At 56.7% G+C, this 15,562-nt stretch carries 12 protein-coding genes, 4 tRNA genes and 2 pseudogenes; 16 read left to right on the top strand and 2 right to left on the bottom strand.

Features of this window, described 5'->3' with window-relative positions:
- Positions 1 to 45 precede the first annotated feature (45 nt).
- A complete protein-coding gene (locus tag BBKW_RS05570) occupies positions 46 to 819 on the top strand; it encodes a pseudouridine synthase (protein WP_033501083.1) in 774 nt (257 codons plus the stop codon).
- Entirely contained in the window at positions 816 to 2,945 is a 2,130-nt protein-coding gene (der, locus tag BBKW_RS05565) for a bifunctional cytidylate kinase/GTPase Der (RefSeq protein WP_033501084.1), read from the top strand. Before BBKW_RS05570 ends, der begins: the two co-directional genes overlap by 4 nt.
- Positions 2,946 to 3,070: 125 nt before the next feature.
- On the opposite strand, the gene BBKW_RS05560 is transcribed toward der, so the two are convergent.
- Both BBKW_RS05560 and BBKW_RS05555 read right to left on the bottom strand, forming a co-directional pair.
- On the bottom strand, positions 3,071 to 3,493 hold the full coding sequence (locus BBKW_RS05560; protein ID WP_033501085.1) for a hypothetical protein: 423 nt from the start codon (positions 3,491 to 3,493) through the stop codon (positions 3,071 to 3,073).
- A gap of 73 nt (positions 3,494 to 3,566) precedes the next feature.
- A tRNA-Pro gene (locus BBKW_RS05555) sits at positions 3,567 to 3,640 on the bottom strand.
- A 193-nt stretch (positions 3,641 to 3,833) separates the two neighbouring features.
- On the opposite strand from BBKW_RS05555, the gene BBKW_RS05550 reads away from it, so the two are divergent.
- The 14 genes and pseudogenes from BBKW_RS05550 to istB all read left to right on the top strand — a co-directional run bounded on the left by BBKW_RS05550 (position 3,834) and on the right by istB (position 15,432).
- Positions 3,834 to 5,291, top strand: coding sequence for a UTP--glucose-1-phosphate uridylyltransferase (locus BBKW_RS05550; protein WP_048349518.1), 1,458 nt, complete (start codon positions 3,834 to 3,836; stop codon positions 5,289 to 5,291).
- 147 nt (positions 5,292 to 5,438) lie between these two features.
- A pseudogene (locus BBKW_RS11275) lies at positions 5,439 to 6,180 on the top strand (helix-turn-helix transcriptional regulator); the annotation flags it as partial.
- Between the two features lie 77 nt (positions 6,181 to 6,257).
- Positions 6,258 to 7,352, top strand: a pseudogene (locus BBKW_RS11270) (helix-turn-helix transcriptional regulator); the annotation flags it as partial.
- 13 nt (positions 7,353 to 7,365) lie between these two features.
- Positions 7,366 to 7,683, top strand: a complete 318-nt coding sequence (locus BBKW_RS05540) for a hypothetical protein (protein WP_033501088.1) — start codon at positions 7,366 to 7,368, stop codon at positions 7,681 to 7,683.
- 22 nt (positions 7,684 to 7,705) lie between these two features.
- On the top strand, positions 7,706 to 10,303 hold the full coding sequence (locus tag BBKW_RS05535; protein ID WP_033501089.1) for a DEAD/DEAH box helicase: 2,598 nt from the start codon (positions 7,706 to 7,708) through the stop codon (positions 10,301 to 10,303).
- 95 nt (positions 10,304 to 10,398) lie between these two features.
- Positions 10,399 to 10,746 (top strand): RNA polymerase-binding protein RbpA, encoded by a 348-nt coding sequence (locus BBKW_RS05530; protein ID WP_003834769.1) that lies wholly within the window; start codon positions 10,399 to 10,401, stop codon positions 10,744 to 10,746.
- Between the two features lie 120 nt (positions 10,747 to 10,866).
- Positions 10,867 to 11,589 (top strand): HAD hydrolase-like protein, encoded by a 723-nt coding sequence (locus BBKW_RS05525; RefSeq protein ID WP_033501090.1) that lies wholly within the window; start codon positions 10,867 to 10,869, stop codon positions 11,587 to 11,589.
- 98 nt (positions 11,590 to 11,687) lie between these two features.
- Positions 11,688 to 11,760 (top strand) — tRNA-Gly (locus BBKW_RS05520).
- Between the two features lie 30 nt (positions 11,761 to 11,790).
- A tRNA-Cys gene (locus BBKW_RS05515) sits at positions 11,791 to 11,861 on the top strand.
- A 39-nt stretch (positions 11,862 to 11,900) separates the two neighbouring features.
- Positions 11,901 to 11,972 (top strand) — tRNA-Val (locus BBKW_RS05510).
- A gap of 174 nt (positions 11,973 to 12,146) precedes the next feature.
- Entirely contained in the window at positions 12,147 to 13,286 is a 1,140-nt protein-coding gene (locus tag BBKW_RS10520; RefSeq protein ID WP_033502007.1) for a site-specific integrase, read from the top strand.
- Positions 13,279 to 13,644, top strand: a complete 366-nt coding sequence (locus BBKW_RS11265) for a hypothetical protein (protein WP_372236893.1) — start codon at positions 13,279 to 13,281, stop codon at positions 13,642 to 13,644. The genes BBKW_RS10520 and BBKW_RS11265 overlap by 8 nt, the downstream gene beginning before the upstream one ends.
- The gene (locus BBKW_RS05500) at positions 13,598 to 14,674 is read left to right on the top strand and encodes a Mu transposase domain-containing protein (protein WP_372236892.1); all 1,077 of its coding nucleotides are present in this window, start codon (positions 13,598 to 13,600) and stop codon (positions 14,672 to 14,674) included. Before BBKW_RS11265 ends, BBKW_RS05500 begins: the two co-directional genes overlap by 47 nt.
- The gene (gene istB, locus BBKW_RS05495) at positions 14,671 to 15,432 is read left to right on the top strand and encodes an IS21-like element ISBlo2 family helper ATPase IstB (protein WP_033502006.1); all 762 of its coding nucleotides are present in this window, start codon (positions 14,671 to 14,673) and stop codon (positions 15,430 to 15,432) included. Before BBKW_RS05500 ends, istB begins: the two co-directional genes overlap by 4 nt.
- Positions 15,433 to 15,562: the final 130 nt, after the last annotated feature.

The raw sequence follows: 15,562 nt of genomic DNA, 5'->3' as shown, positions 1-15,562 counted from the left end.
TACCAGCAGTCCCTATAAGTATTATCCGGCCACGTTGGGAGAACGATGCCAAACGCATATTCCCGCGCCGCGAAGGCGCATACACATGACAATGAAGGTATCCGCCTGCAGAAGCTTCTTGCTCAGGCAGGTTTTGGGTCCCGTCGCAAATGTGAAGAGATCATTACTGAAGGACGCGTCGAAATCGACGGTGAGCTTGTCACCGAGTTGGGGACTCGCGTCGACCCGAAACATCAGGAGGTTCGTGTGGACGGCTCCCGTGTTCGTGTGAACCCCAATCATGTCACGCTTGCCTTGAACAAGCCGAAGCGCGTACTCAGCGCCATGGAGGATCCGAAGGGACGTTACACCCTGAGCGATATCGTCGGCGACAAGTATGACCGTATTTTCCACATGGGTCGTCTGGATTACGATTCCGAAGGCCTGATTCTCATGACGAACGACGGCGAGTTGAGCCAACATGTCATGCACCCCAAATATGAGGTCGAGAAAACCTATATTGCCACGTTGGAAGGTCGCATCAGCGGTCAGGTGTGCCGCCGACTGGTCACCACCGGCGTGCAGCTCGACGACGGTTGGATCAAGCTTGACCGTTGCGCGATTCTTGATGCCAGCCGCGATAGCACTCTGGTCAAGGTGGTGCTGCACTCCGGCAAGAACCGTATTGTTCGTCGTATCTTCGGATCGATCGGTTTCCCGGTCAGACGTTTGGTGCGCACTCAGATCGGCCCGATTAAACTTGGCGATCTGAAGTCCGGATCGTACCGTGTGCTTTCGCAGACTGAGGTGCGTTCCCTGTCCAAGGCGGTGGGCCTGTGATTCGCGTAGCTATTGATGGGCCTGCGGGCGTCGGCAAGTCTTCCACGTCCAAAGCGTTGGCCAAGTATTACGGTTTTGCCTATCTTGATACCGGCGCCATGTATCGTGCCTGCGCATGGTGGTGCATGAACAAGGGTATCGACCTCGATACGGAGACTGTCGACGAACAGCTGGTCACTGAAACCGTGGGCGAGTTCTTCACCGAGGGTCATTTTGACATCAGTGTCGATCCGGACGATCCGAAAGTGTATGCCGATGGCGAAGACATCAGTGAGGCGATCCGTTCCTCTGAAGTGTCATCCCATGTGTCCAAGGTGTCGAACATCATTCCGGTTCGTCATGTGCTTATTGCCGCACAACGCGCGTATATTGCTCGTGAAGCGGCTTCCGATTCCTTCTCCGAAGGTGCTGGCGTGGTTGCCGAAGGCCGTGACATCACCACGGTCGTTGCGCCGGATGCTGAAGTGCGTGTATTGCTTACCGCTCGTGAGGAAGTCCGCCAAGCCCGTCGAGCAGGGCAGTCGGCTTCTGGAGTTGGCGCGGAAAACGTTGCGGCACGAGACAAGGCTGATTCCAAGGTCACGAATTTCACGTCCGCAGCGGAAGGTGTGTTGACCGTTGACAATTCCGATTTGGATTTCGGCGAAACCCTCGACGTGCTTGTGCGCATCGTCGATGACGCCATTGAAGAGCAGCAATATCGCCAATATGCGTCCAATCTTGATGATTATGAGTTGGATGAGGGCGATGAAGGGCTGATTGATGGATCGTCTTTCGTTGGTGGCGAACGCCAGTCCGGCCCGAAGCCGGTCGGCGTGCTTGCCGTTGTTGGACGTCCGAATGTTGGCAAGTCCACGCTGGTGAATCGTATTCTCGGACGTCGTGCGGCCGTTGTGGAAGATACTCCAGGCGTGACCCGAGACCGTGTGAGCTACGATGCTGAATGGGCCGGCACTGATTTCAAGCTGGTCGATACCGGTGGTTGGGAAGCCGATGTCGAAGGCATCGAATCCGCTATCGCGTCGCAGGCACAGATCGCCGTCCAGCTTGCTGACGCCGTGGTGCTGGTGGTGGATGGTCAGGTTGGACTTACCAATACTGACGAGCGTATCGTAAAGATGCTGCGAGCCTCTGGAAAGCCGGTCACGCTTGCAGTGAATAAGGTCGACGATCGTGAGAGTGAGTATCTGACCGCCGAATTCTGGAAGATGGGTTTGGGGGAGCCATACGGTATTTCCGCCATGCACGGCCGTGGCATAGGCGAACTGCTTGACGCGGCTTTGGATTCGTTGAAGAAGGCTGAGAAGACTTCCGGGTTCCTCACCCCATCGCATCTTCGTCGTGTGGCACTGGTCGGACGTCCGAACGTCGGCAAGTCGTCCTTGCTGAACCAGCTGGCGCATGAAGAGCGCACCGTGGTCAACGATCTGGCTGGAACCACCCGCGACCCTGTCGATGAGGTGGTGACGGTTGATGGTGAGGACTGGCTGTTCATCGATACCGCCGGCATCAAGCGTCGCCTGCACAAGTTGTCCGGCGCCGAGTATTTCTCGTCGTTGCGTACGCAGGCCGCGATTGAGCGTTCGGAGCTTGCGTTGGTGCTGTTCGACGCTTCCCAGCCGATCTCCGATCAGGATCTGAAGGTGATGAGTCAAGCCGTGGATGCCGGTCGTTGCATTGTTCTGGTATTCAACAAGTGGGATTTGATGGATGATTTCGATCGCCAGCGCATGGAACGCTTGTGGAAGACCGAGTTTGACCGCGTGACGTGGGCCCAGCGTGTGAATCTGTCGGCTAAGACCGGATGGCATACGAATCGCCTGGCCAGAGCTATGCGTGGCGCCTTGGAGTCGTGGGACAAGCGCATCCCGACCGGCAAGCTCAACGCTTTCCTGGGTAAGATCCAAGCTGCACATCCGCATCCGCTTCGTGGTGGCAAGCAGCCACGTATTCTTTTCGCGACCCAAGCTTCGACGCGCCCACCGCGCTTCGTGATTTTCGCTACTGGCTTCCTTGAGCACGGTTATCGTCGTTACATCGAACGTTGCCTGCGTGAGGAGTTTGGTTTCGAGGGTTCTCCGATTCAGATTTCGGTGAATATCCGAGAAAAGAAAAAGCGCAAGTAGTCCGTTTTTTCTTGGGGTGCACACCATCATTCGTGGCATGCACCCCAAGAAAAAACGGGTTGTAAGGAATGCTACTATATCTGCCAATCTGTGTAGCTAATGTGCGACGCTATCGACCGGGCGTCTTAGAAAAGCGGCTGTTCTTCGGCGTCTCTTTGGCGTAGATATCCGCTGATCGCACGTCGGGCAAGAGAACTCAAAGATATGCCCTCTTCTGTTGCACGTTCCCGTGCCGTCTTGCCGATGGCATAGGGGAGTTTGATTTTCCATTCGTCGCCAAGCTGTTCGCGCCCGTCGGTGTTCTTTGGCCTTCGTCCTGGACGAACGGTGTCGGTTGTGTCACTCAGGTTATCGCTTTTAAGCGCTCTTCGGGTCAACTCGGTGAGAGTGATACCGTCATGTTTCGCGCGTTCTCGGGCTTCCACGCCAAGTTCTCGGGGCAGGCGGATCTTCCATTCATCTTCAGGTACGGAAGAATCGAACACATGGGCAAGGTCATCAACGTCGTCAAACTGTGGCTGGGCGTCCCTCGACTTCAAGACAATCACCCCTTACCTGCATGTGTAAGACTGACAACCTTAAAAAGAAAACCCGAAATCATACGAATCCGGGTTTTTCGGGTCGGACCAGCGGGATTTGAACCCGCGACCCCTTGACCCCCAGTCAAGTGCGCTACCAAACTGCGCTATGGTCCGAACGATGCAAAAGCACCGAAAATGAAACATAGCATAGTCTGTGGTTTTTTTCAAATACATCGTGTCGCGCAGTCAATGAAACGTGATGAAGGATGCGTAAAGATGTCGTTTGTGTCAAAAAATATCTTTTTGAACATCCAAAAGCCCCCGTTATGGGAAATATGTCGTAGTATTACCTAGGTACAATGAGAACATGACGCCCGCACGAAAGGGAAAGACATTGACTGAGGACGTATTCGAATACTCCGCCGCGAAGATGCGGGAAAATGGGATGACCGATATGGCCATCGCACAGTTCAAGCGTCTATATGAGGTTTGGCGTAACGAGGAGGCAAGCAGCTGGATTCGTGAGGATGAGGTGGAACCGTTGGTGGGGGTGCCAAGCTTCCATGACGTTTACGAGACCATCAACCACGACAAGGCCGTTGATGCGTTCGCAAAAACCGCATTCCTTAAGCTCAATGGTGGGCTCGGCACCTCCATGGGACTGGATTGCGCCAAGTCTCTCCTGCCTGTGCGCCGCCACAAGGCCCGTCAGATGCGTTTCATCGACATCATCATCGGACAGGTGCTGACCGCACGCACTCGTCTGGGTGTGGAGCTGCCGTTGACGCTGATGAATTCATTCCGCACTTCGAACGACACCATGAAGGTGCTGAGAGCCAACAAGAAATTCCATCAGAAGGATATTCCTCTGGAGATTGTGCAGCATCAGGAACCAAAGATCAGCGCGGAAACGGGCCTTCCTGTCAGCTTCTCGGCAAATCCCGAACTTGAATGGTGTCCGCCAGGCCACGGTGACCTGTTCTCGACCATCTGGGAATCCGGATTACTCGACGTGCTCGAGGAACATGGTTTCAAGTATTTGTTCATCTCGAATTCCGACAATCTCGGTGCACGACCTTCGCGTACGCTAGCCCAGCATTTCGAAAATACCGGCGCTCCGGTCATGATCGAAGTCGCCAAGCGCACTCCCGCCGACCGCAAGGGCGGCCATATCGTGCGTGACAAGGCGACGGGCCGTTTGATGTTGCGTGAAATGAGTCAGGTGCATCCAAAAGACAAAGACGATGCTCAGAACATTGAAAAACACCCGTATTTCAACACGAACAGCATCTGGGTGCGGATTGACGCTTTGAAGGCCAAGCTGTCCGCATATGACGGCGTACTGCCGTTGCCAGTGATTCGTAATAAAAAGACCGTTGATCCCACCGATCCGACGAGCGAGCCGGTTATTCAGCTGGAAACGGCCATGGGAGCCGCGGTGACGTTGTTTGATGGTGCCACTTGCGTGTGCGTGGACCGCATGCGTTTCCTGCCAGTGAAAACTACCGACGATTTGTTCATTATGCGGTCTGATCGATTCCATCTGACGGACCAGTATGAGATGGAGGACGGTAACTACATTTTCCCGGATGTCCATTTGGATGCGCGGTACTACAAGAATATTCATGATTTCGATACGAGATTCCCGTATGGAGTTCCATCGCTTGCCGCGGCAAATTCCGTCGATATCGAGGGCGACTGGACCTTTGGCAGGGATGTAATGCTGTTTGGTGACGCGCGGTTGCCTGACACCGGCGAGCCGAGTTATGTTCCGAACGGCGAATATGTAGGCCCGCAAGGCGTGGAACCTGACGATTGGGTCTGATTCGAGGGGTGTTCTCAACACGAAAAACTGTATTTTTTCGTAAAATAGGCACAATCTGAGCGAAAACCCTCTATCATAGAGAGGTGTGTGCGGAAGCCTACACTGGTTACGCACTTAAAGTGAAACGTTAACGAGACGTGAGGACTAATGGCAGAGGGCAGTAACGGAAGGCGTCGTTTCTCCGACAAATGGGGCAAGCACGAACTTGATGTGTTGGCTGTGCTTTCCTCAGCTTTTCCGCAATGGCTCACTTCCCGTCAGATTGCTCAGCGCGTGAAGGCGTATGCCGATTCCTATGGGGAACTGGCAGATCAGGCGGCGAAGGCAGCTTTTGCCAAGCAATTCCAGCGTGACCGCGCCAAGCTTGCGGCCATGGGCATTGCCATCGAATCAAGGCAGCCGGAATATTCATCCAAGTCGGAGGGGCAGGACTTCGCGTCCTACCGTCTGCAGCTTGGTGACGAGCCTCGTGTTCGTCTGCTGTTCGGGGATGAGGATCTGCCGATTTTGGCTGCCGCCAACTACTTGGCTCGTTCCATGTCGATTTCCTCGGCTCCTGCGCATGAGACGCAACATACGTCTCGTACTGCGCCGCGTGTTCCTCAGACGCCTATTCCGGGACTTGGTCTTGACTCCATCGCTCCTGGACTGGGAACCCAGTCCATTCCCGACGAATTGGTCAAAGTTGTCGACCAGCGTCGTTTTGCGGCCACGGTGGATGTTGATGGCGAGCATTTAAATGTCGCCTATACTGATTCCGATGACCTGGCCATGTTCGTGTTATCCCATCCAGGCGCGTCCATCGTCAGTCCGCAGGAAGCCGTTGACGCGTTCAATCGTCGCCTGAATGCAGCCACGCAGTTCGTGCCTGCCGACGAATCCACGGGAGATGACAGTTCCACCGTCGCTGCCATGGAGATCAATCGTAATAGCGCAGACGATGCCGATGTCGAGGAAGGCAAAGGACGCCCGAAGAAGAATTCCGCATTCCAGACCGGTAGCGAAGTCGACCGTCGCCTGCGGTTGATGCTGTTCCTCTCGGCGCACCTTGGCGAGGAGTATTCGCTTGAGGAGCTTGCGGAACGTTTCATCGGCAAACCGAAGTCCGACGATGAGCTGAAGAAGTTCGTCAACGTCATTCATAAAGACATCAACACGCTGACCACGGTTTCCGATGATGGGGAGATGGCGGGAAGTCAATTCTTCGATATCGATTGGTCGCTGCTTGACGCGGAAGGCATCGTTTCAGCCACGAATTCGCTTGGTTTGGAACGCTTGGCGGGTATTTCACAGCAGTATCTGAGTATGCTTACCGCATCCGTAAGCTATCTCGCGCATTCGTCGTTGCTGCCGGATAGGCTTCGCGAGCAGGCCGAATCGCTGTACAGCCGCCTTCGCCAGCATGTTGAGCCGGGGGATATGCCGTGGTTGAGTCTGACTGGCTATGAAATGGAGCCGCGCAACTTCTCCATCGTGAAAAGCGCGATTTCCAAGAGTTCACTGCTTGACATGGAATACACGGATGGCGCAGGACGAACCCAGCGCAAGCTTGTCGCTCCAGACAAGATCTTCGTTGACGAGGGTGTTTTCTACGTTGCCGTATGGACTGATGTCGCTGCCGCGGCACCGGCGGATAAAGCCAAGTATGTGAAGAAGGACACCACGATCAACAAGGCTACGGGCAAGCCTCGCATCTGGCAGGTGCTACGTATCTCCCGCATTGAGAAGGCTGAATTAGTCGAGCCGATCGCAAGGATCGACATTCCTGATGTACCCGCATCCGAATTGCGTAAGTGGAGCTTTGATAATGGGACTCCGGCTGTGTTCGTTACCAATCAGGACGATCTGTCGTTTATTGACGGATTGTCGGGAGCGACGGTCGAAAAGTGCGGAGAAGGCGAGAAAGTGCACCTGATTGTCTCGTCCGATTCCTGGTATGTCGCATTCTGCATTGCACATGCGCGACATATCACCGCCGTGGCTCCTGAGACGTTACGTACCATGATTGTTGCCCGTGCCCAGCATGAGTTGAGTATTGGCGATCGTGAGAACGAGAACTGACGGGAGTGGTTCTATGCCTTGGTGGGTTTGGCTAGTACTCGTTCTATTCATGTTGGTGATGATCGTTTCCGGGATCGTCTATGCGTGTCTGCATGGCTACCATGCGTTCAAGGATATGGCGAAACTGGGCGAATGCGCGGCGAAGCGGATCGACGCTATGGGTAAGCCATTGCCTTGCCAAAACGAGAACGACACGCCTTTTTTCACTAGGCCTTTACAGGATGCTGCCGAGCGCTACACGAATGCCCATGCTGAAGTCATCGAAAGGCGTGAGGCGAATCGCAATCGCCATGCCCAACAGTGGGCGCAATGGCGTCATTTTAATGATTGACCTAACTAAATTGTAAGGAATTATGACCCATCATCGTCGCCGTAATAACGGTACTGGCACGTCGGATACCAATGGGGCCGAATTGTCTCCCGCACAACGATACGCCGCATTCAAACAGACTCAGGCCAAACAGCGCACTGTTGCCGCCGAATTCGCCAGATCCATGTCATTTGAGCTCGATGAATTTCAGTTGCAGGCCAACGAGGCGTTGGAAACGGGAAACAATGTTCTTGTGGCGGCACCAACCGGAGCTGGCAAAACGGTCGTGGCGGATTTTGCTATCTATTTGGCACAGACACGAAACGTCAAAGCTTTCTATACCACGCCGATCAAGGCGTTGAGCAATCAGAAGTATCATGATCTGGTTGCCCAGTACGGTGCAGATAAGGTTGGATTGCTGACCGGAGACACATCCATCAATTCCGAAGCGAACATTGTGGTCATGACCACCGAAGTGTTGCGCAATATGCTGTATGAGCATTCCGTAACGCTTGAAGCGCTTCGTTATGTGATTCTCGATGAGGTGCATTATCTTGCCGACCGTTTCCGAGGTCCGGTATGGGAAGAAGTTATCATCCACTTGCCGGAGAACGTGAAAATAATCGGTCTTTCCGCAACAGTCTCCAATGTCGAGGATTTTTCCGAGTGGATTGAATCCGTTCGTGACGAAACCACACTGGTGGTATCGGAGAAGCGTCCGGTACCATTGGAACAGCATGTGCTCGTGCAGGCGGATGACCATACCGAACCGGAGCTTATCGACCTGTACCGCCGTGGCGTCAACGGCGAACAGACGGTTAAACTCAATGCGCAACTGGTAAACAGGCTTGATCAGCTAGACCGTCAGGCGGCACGTCGCAGAGGAGAGGAGCGTCCCGACAGGCGTAGGTCCAAGGGCAAAGGCGGACGGTGGAATGAGCGTCCTTACAAAGCCGAACGTCACACACCTCGACGTTGGGCCGTTGTGGATGAACTGAATTTTCTTGACATGTTGCCGGGAATCTATTTCATTTTCTCAAGGAATGGTTGCGATCAGGCGGTCGACCAATGCATCAATGCCGGTTTGGAACTCACTACCAGTGATGAAGTACGTAGGATCAGACGGATCGTCGATGAAATGGTCGAAGGACAGCTAAGCCAAGAGGATTTGAAAGCGCTGCATTTCTCGCAATTTCGTTTTGCTTTGGAGGAGGGATTTGCCCCACACCATGCGGGAATGGTCGCACTGTTCCGCCAAATCGTCGAACGTTTGTTTGAAGAGGGCTTGGTCAAGATGGTTTTCGCAACAGAAACGCTGGCACTGGGCATCAATATGCCGGCGCGTTGCGTGGTGGTCGAAAAACTCGAGAAATTCGATGGCACTGGACATGTTGGTTTGACCCCTGGCGAGTTCACCCAGCTGACCGGTCGCGCAGGACGTCGGGGCATCGACACCATTGGACATGCCGTTGTAGTGGATCACCATGGTTTTGTGCCCGCTACCGCGGCCGCATTGTCCAGTAAGCGCGTGTATCCGTTGCATTCAAGCTTCAAACCGACTTTCAACATGGCTGTGAACCTGTTGAATACCAGCGATTACGAGACCGCCCGCGTTACGCTCGACCATTCCTTTGCGCAGTGGGAGGCCAACGAGTCAGCTTGGCAGCTTGAAGCGCAGATGGAAGCCCTGCGCAAGGCTTTGGAAGGGTACGAACGGGCCTTCCAATGTGAGTTTGGTGATTTCAAAGAATTCATGCGTCTGAGGATGCGTCTGAGCGATTTGGAGAAGAACGAACGCCGCAAGCTTAAGCATGAGGTGTTCCGCACTCAGAAAGACCGTAGCCAGGCGTTCATGGAGCTTGACCAACGCATTAAAAAACTTCGTGAAGAAGACCGTGACCACCCGTGCCGCAAGTGTCCAGACGTGCAGAAGCACTTGAAATGGGGGCATCGTTGGGCTCGTGAGACGCGTGAATTAGAACGTGTGCAGCATCGCTATGATTCACGTACAGGCTCAGTGGCTCGTCAGTTCGACCATATCTGCACGGTACTTGCCGATCTTGGCTATCTTCAGCAGGTGCGGGAATCCGCAGGCCATGACGATTATCAGCTCACGGAGCGGGGCCAGCTGCTGCGGCATCTGTACAGCGAACTTGATTTGGTATTGGCCCAAGCGATCGAGGCTGGTGCATTTGACGGATTGAATGCCTGTGAATTGGCCAGCGTTGTCGCATCGCTGGTATTCGAAGCCCGCAGGGGAAGCGGGGGAGAGCCGCGTCGTTATCCCGGAGGCACCCAAGGGAATGTGGCAGTGTGCGCCGCACAGCTTAAAGGCATACATGCGTCGATCGCCATGTTATGTGAGGATCATGTGCTTGAAGAGCCACGCCAGCTCGATTTCGGCATCACTGACATCGTCTACGAGTGGGCGCAGGGTGAAAGCCTTTCACAGGTGTTATATGGCACTGAGCTGACTGGCGGAGACTTCGTGCGCAACTGTAAGCGACTTGCCGACGTGCTTCAACAGATAGCCGTGAGCGGACCTTATCTTGCTGAACGTGCCGAAACATTGCCAGCAATCGCAAGACAAGCATACGATCGTATTAATCGTGGCATCGTCTCATACTCTGGCGTCGACTAAAATTGGCAATCAGCAGACGAATAAGGAATAAAAGGCACGTCCGAACTGTTCTGTAGCTTAGAAAGAACAGACAATCCCAAGGAGGCAAAGGCAATATGGCAGAACGCAGCCTGCGAGGCATGAGCATCGGCGCAAAGTCGTTGGAATCCGATGACAATGTGGATTTCGCGGCACGAAACGACGTCGCATATGTGTGCCCGAAAGGGCACCGTACGATTCTGCCGTTCGCTGAGGGCGCGGAGATTCCTGAGGAATGGGAATGCCGTTGCGGCATGACTGCGCGTCGTGAGGGCGATGAGGATCGTGAGGACGACGAAATCTCCAAGCCGACTCGTACACACTGGGACATGCTGCTGGAACGTCGTACCGAAGACGAGTTGAAGACGCTGCTTGAGAAGCGACTGCAGATGCATCGTGACGGTTGGTTCCCAGACTACGAGTGACCTGCAGTTGAACGACACTTGAACATTATGCCCAGTCAGTATGGCTGGGCATAATTGTTAGCGTCAACAGGTATCACATCGATGAAAACGAATCGATAGGAATAAAGGGAGAACCAATTCATGTCCGAACAGACCAGGCAATCCAAGAAAGTCGTTCTGCTTGACCTCGACGGTACGCTGACCAAATCCGATCCGGGAATCATCGGCTGTGTGGTCAAGGTGTTCGAGGAATTGGGGTATCCGGTCCCGGATAATGAGGAGTTGCAGCGATTCATCGGTCCTGCAATTATTGAATCCCTGCAGCGCAACGATATTCCTGAGGATCGTCTTGATGAGGGCATTGCTATTTATCGCAGGTATTATGCGGATGAGGCTGTGTTCGACGATCCTAACAATCCTGGGCAGAAAGTGCCGGGGCGTTTGAACAATACCATCTACGAGGGTATTCCGGAGCAGCTGACCAAGTTGCGTGCTGATGGATATTATCTGGCGATTGCCAGTTGCAAACCGCAGTATCAGTGCATTCCGATTTGTGAGCATTTCCACTTGGATACGATGGTCGACGGCATCTATGGTGCAAGCGCCGATAATTCCCGTCTTGACAAGGATCAGGTGATCCGTTGGGCGTTTGAGCATATCGGTTTTGATGAGGCTGCCGGTGATCGTGCGTTGATGGTTGGCGATCGCTGGACCGATGCCGATGGGGCCAAGGCGTGCGGTCTGGATTGCTTGGGATGTGGATGGGGCTATGCTGAGCCAGGCGAGCTCAAGGAGCATGGTGCATACCAAGTCATCGATACCGTAAGCGAACTAGCGCAGTCCGTCGAAGAGTATTTCGGTTGACAGCGCGTCTCGAAAAAGCGCGACACGCTGATTTGCAAATTACGGAAATGTGATTATAGTAGATACTCGTGCTCAGGCAGTGATACTGCGGGGCACATGCGGACATAGCTTAGTTGGTAAAGCGCAACCTTGCCAAGGTTGAGACCGCGGGTTCGAGTCCCGTTGTCCGCTCTAAGGTTCCGATTGATTATCGACCTTTAGGGTGGGTTAGCCAAGCGGTTAGGCAGCGGCCTGCAAAGCCGTATAGACGAGTTCGACTCTCGTACCCACCTCTCATTGTGCTTGACGTAAGTTGGCATGGTGAATAACTTGGGCGGTTGGCGCAGAGGTAGCGCACTTCCCTGACACGGAAGGGGTCACAAGTTCGAATCTTGTATCGCCCACCCTCCAAGGCCCGACATGGGGCCTTTTTGCGTTGGAATGGCTTGTTTCCGCCGTATCCGTCGGCGTGTCGCCCAAGGCTCCCCAAGCACCCGTTTTGGACAGTTCGTGCAAAACCGGGGCGTTTTCATGTACCCAATCATGAACCCACGCCCCATGGACGCATGGAGAGCACCATGAACGGCAACCATCGGCGTGTCGCACGACGCGCATTCGGAAACATCACCATCCGCCGCCGCCCCGACGGCACCATCAGATTCTACCGCGCCGGATACAACGCGCCCACCGACGGGCGGCGCGTCGTCCGCGACTTCCCCACGCGGGCCAAGGCCGACGAATGGCTCGAACGCGAGGCCGCCCTCGACGCCGCCCACCGGGCCGGCATCACCCGATGGACCCACCCCAGCCAACGCGAACGGGCCGACCGCAACGCCGACGTCACCTTCCACCAGTGGGCCGGCGACTGGTACCGAAGCCGCGGACGCTACGACAGGCACGGCAACCCGCTCGCACCCGTCACCCTCCGCGTAAAGGACCTCGCCTTCCAACGCCTCGACCGGCACTTCGGGCGCATGCGCATGAAAGACATCACCGTCCGCGACGTCAACCGGTTCCTCGACCGGGGATTGGGCAGCGCCACCGCCGACCGCAACGCGTACATCCTCCTCCACCGGATCATGCGCGAGGCCGCCAACCCGTCCGACGGCAGCGACCCCGTCATCCAACGCGACCCGTGCGTCCGGGCCACGCCCGACAAGCCCGAACAGCTCGAGGCCATCCGCAACGCCATGCCCGACAAGACCCGCATCGCCATCGACGTGGCCATCGCGTTCGCCCCCAGGGCCGGCGAGATCTGCGCGCTCCAGGTCGCCGACTTCGACCTGGACAACATGATCCTCCACCTGCGCCACTCCGCGCGCCGCGGCGAGGGCGACGTCGGCCCCTACCTGCTCGGCGGCATGAAGACCCGCAGCAGCATGGACGACATGCCCATCCCGCACGCGCTCAAGCCCCGATTGGAACGCCACATCCGCACCTGGTGCGACCCCACGCCCGACGCGATGCTCCTGAAGGCCGAATGTTTGTGTTCAATTAGTTGTTGCGGGTTTAGTCACGATGATTTTTCGGGTTTAGGCAGAGCATGCCGACCACGGAATGGTCTTGACTGGATGGTGCTTGTATCTCCGCCAGAAAGGACCGGAAAGGATTATGATCAGCATGCCCCAAGTACAGTCTATCCGTCGTTTGCGGCGGAACGGGGAATCCGTCGCGTCGATCGCGCGGAAAACACATGTCAGCGAGCCGACGGTGCGTAAGTACCTCGCGAAGGAGGATCTGTCGGCCGTGCCGTCGGTGAGAAAGCCGCGCGCGTCGGTGATCGACCCGTATCTGCCCGTGATCGAGCAGTGGCTCGCGGAAGATCGCGCGAACTGGCGCAAGCAGCGGCATACCGCGACTAGGATCTGGGAGCGGTTGAGGGACGAGCATGGCGCGGAGGTCTCCCTGTCCACGGTGACGCGGGCGGTGGCGCGGCCCAGGCGTGAGTTCGCGGCGGAGCGTGATGAGGCGTTCATGGACCTGGTATGGCATCCGGGCGAGGCGCAGGCCGAATTTCGGCGAGGTCGACGTGCTGTTGCGCGGCGTGGTGCAGCGGATGCATCATTTCGTGCTTGATTTCCCGTATTCGAACGTCGGTCTGGTGCAGTCGATGCCGGGCGAGAACGCTGAGTGCACGTGCCTGGCGTCGCGCAACCTGTTCGAGTGGCTGGGCGGTGTGCCGGAGCGGATCGTGTCCGATAACGCCGCCGGCGCGGGCCATAAGGGGCACGGGGAGCGCGAGCCGCGCCTGACGCACCTGTTCCAGGCCTTCCAGGCGCATTACGGGTTCGATTGTTCGTTCCGCAACCCGTATCCCGGTCATGGGAAGGGCGCGGTGGAGTCCAAGGTCGGCATGGTGCGGCGCAAGCTGTTCGTGCCCCGGCCGAGCGTATGGAGCCTGGAGAACTTTAACGCCGGGCTGCCGGACCGGTGCCTGGAGCTGGCCACGAAACCGCATTACCGCAAGGACACGGAGGAACGTGGCCTGTTCTCCGAGGACCGTGCGGCGCTGCTGCCGTTGCCCGGGAAGCGTTTCGACGTGGTCACGTGGCGGCATATGAAGGCCGACCGGTACGGCGTGGCCACGCTCGAGGGACGGCATCGTTATTCCGCGGACCGGGCGAACGCGGGCAGAGAGGTGATCGTGGGCCTCCGCGCGCTCGAGGTCGAGGTCCTCGACTCGTCGGGCAAGCACCTGGCGACCCATCCTCGGGCGTACGGCCAGGCCAGCACGAACAGCGAGGACCCGTCCATGCAGTTGGCGCTGCTGCGCAACAAGCCCGCGTCCTGGCCCAACAGCCGGGTACGTGACGCGTTGCCGGACCCGTTGCGGGAATGGCTGGATCGGCAGGACAGACAGACACGCAACGAGGCGCTGCAGACCCTCAAACGCGTTGACAGGGAATCCGGGTGGGCGAACGCGGTCGAGGCGATGCTTTCCATCCTCGAATCGACCGGCGGGGCGGACCGCGCCGGTGTCACACTGCTCGCGGCCAGGCTCGCCGAGGGCGTGGCGGGTATCGAATACGACGATGACAGGCCGGATCTGAGTGAATACGACATCGCGTTCACCGCGGACGTCGGCGTGCAGGGAGGCGGGCGATGAACACGAAGACGGACGAAGGGCTCTACGAGAAGGCCCGCAAGCTGTTCATCTCCAAGGCGAGCATCGACGAATTCGCCGGCTGGGCCACGCCCCGCCAGGTCGACGCCGTCCACCGCCTGCTCGACACGGAACTGGCGAACAGGGAACGCGCGAAGCACGACAGGCTCCTGCGCCGCGCCCGGTTCCCCGTCGTCAAGGGTCTCGACGGCCACGACTTCACGAACGTCAGGCTCCCCGACGGCTACATGCTCGATGAGCTCCTAGGGCTCGGTTTCATCCCGCGCGCGCAGGACCTGGTGTTCTACGGCAAGACCGGGCGCGGAAAGACACACCTCGCGATCGGGCTGGGCATGAAGGCGATCGACATGGGGCTGGGCGTGCGGTTCCATCAGACCGCCGAGCTCGTCCTCCAGCTGGGCAAGGCCAAACGCGACGGCACGCTCGAGACGACGCTCCGGGACATCGGCCGTGCCGACCTGATCATACTGGACGAGTTCGGCTACGTACCCTTCGACATCGACGGGGCGCGCCTGCTCTACCAGATCATCGCGGGCAGCTACGAAAGACGGAGCATCGTATTCACCACGAACATCGAGTTCAGTAAATGGGGCACGGTCTTCGCGGACGACAAACTCGCCGCAGCGATCATCGACCGCATCGTGCACCACGGGCGGCTCCTCGAGTTCACCGGCCAGAGCCGCCGCGTCAGTGAGGCCCTCATGTTCGGCAGGGACACCTCCGCGCAACCGGAAAAATAAGGAAAATGCATGCAACTGCCTAAACCCGAAAAAAATACATGACTAAACACGAAACACCGACTTGACGAAATACAGCCGAACACGCTGCGCGCCACCGCGATCAGCGAGGCCGTCCACCAGGGCGCCGAAC

The organism is Bifidobacterium catenulatum subsp. kashiwanohense JCM 15439 = DSM 21854 (genome assembly GCF_001042615.1).
Taxonomy (GTDB): Bacteria; Actinomycetota; Actinomycetes; order Actinomycetales; family Bifidobacteriaceae; genus Bifidobacterium; species Bifidobacterium catenulatum.
Note: the sequence above shows the minus strand (reverse complement) of the source record. Positions and strands in the feature narration are given on the sequence as shown.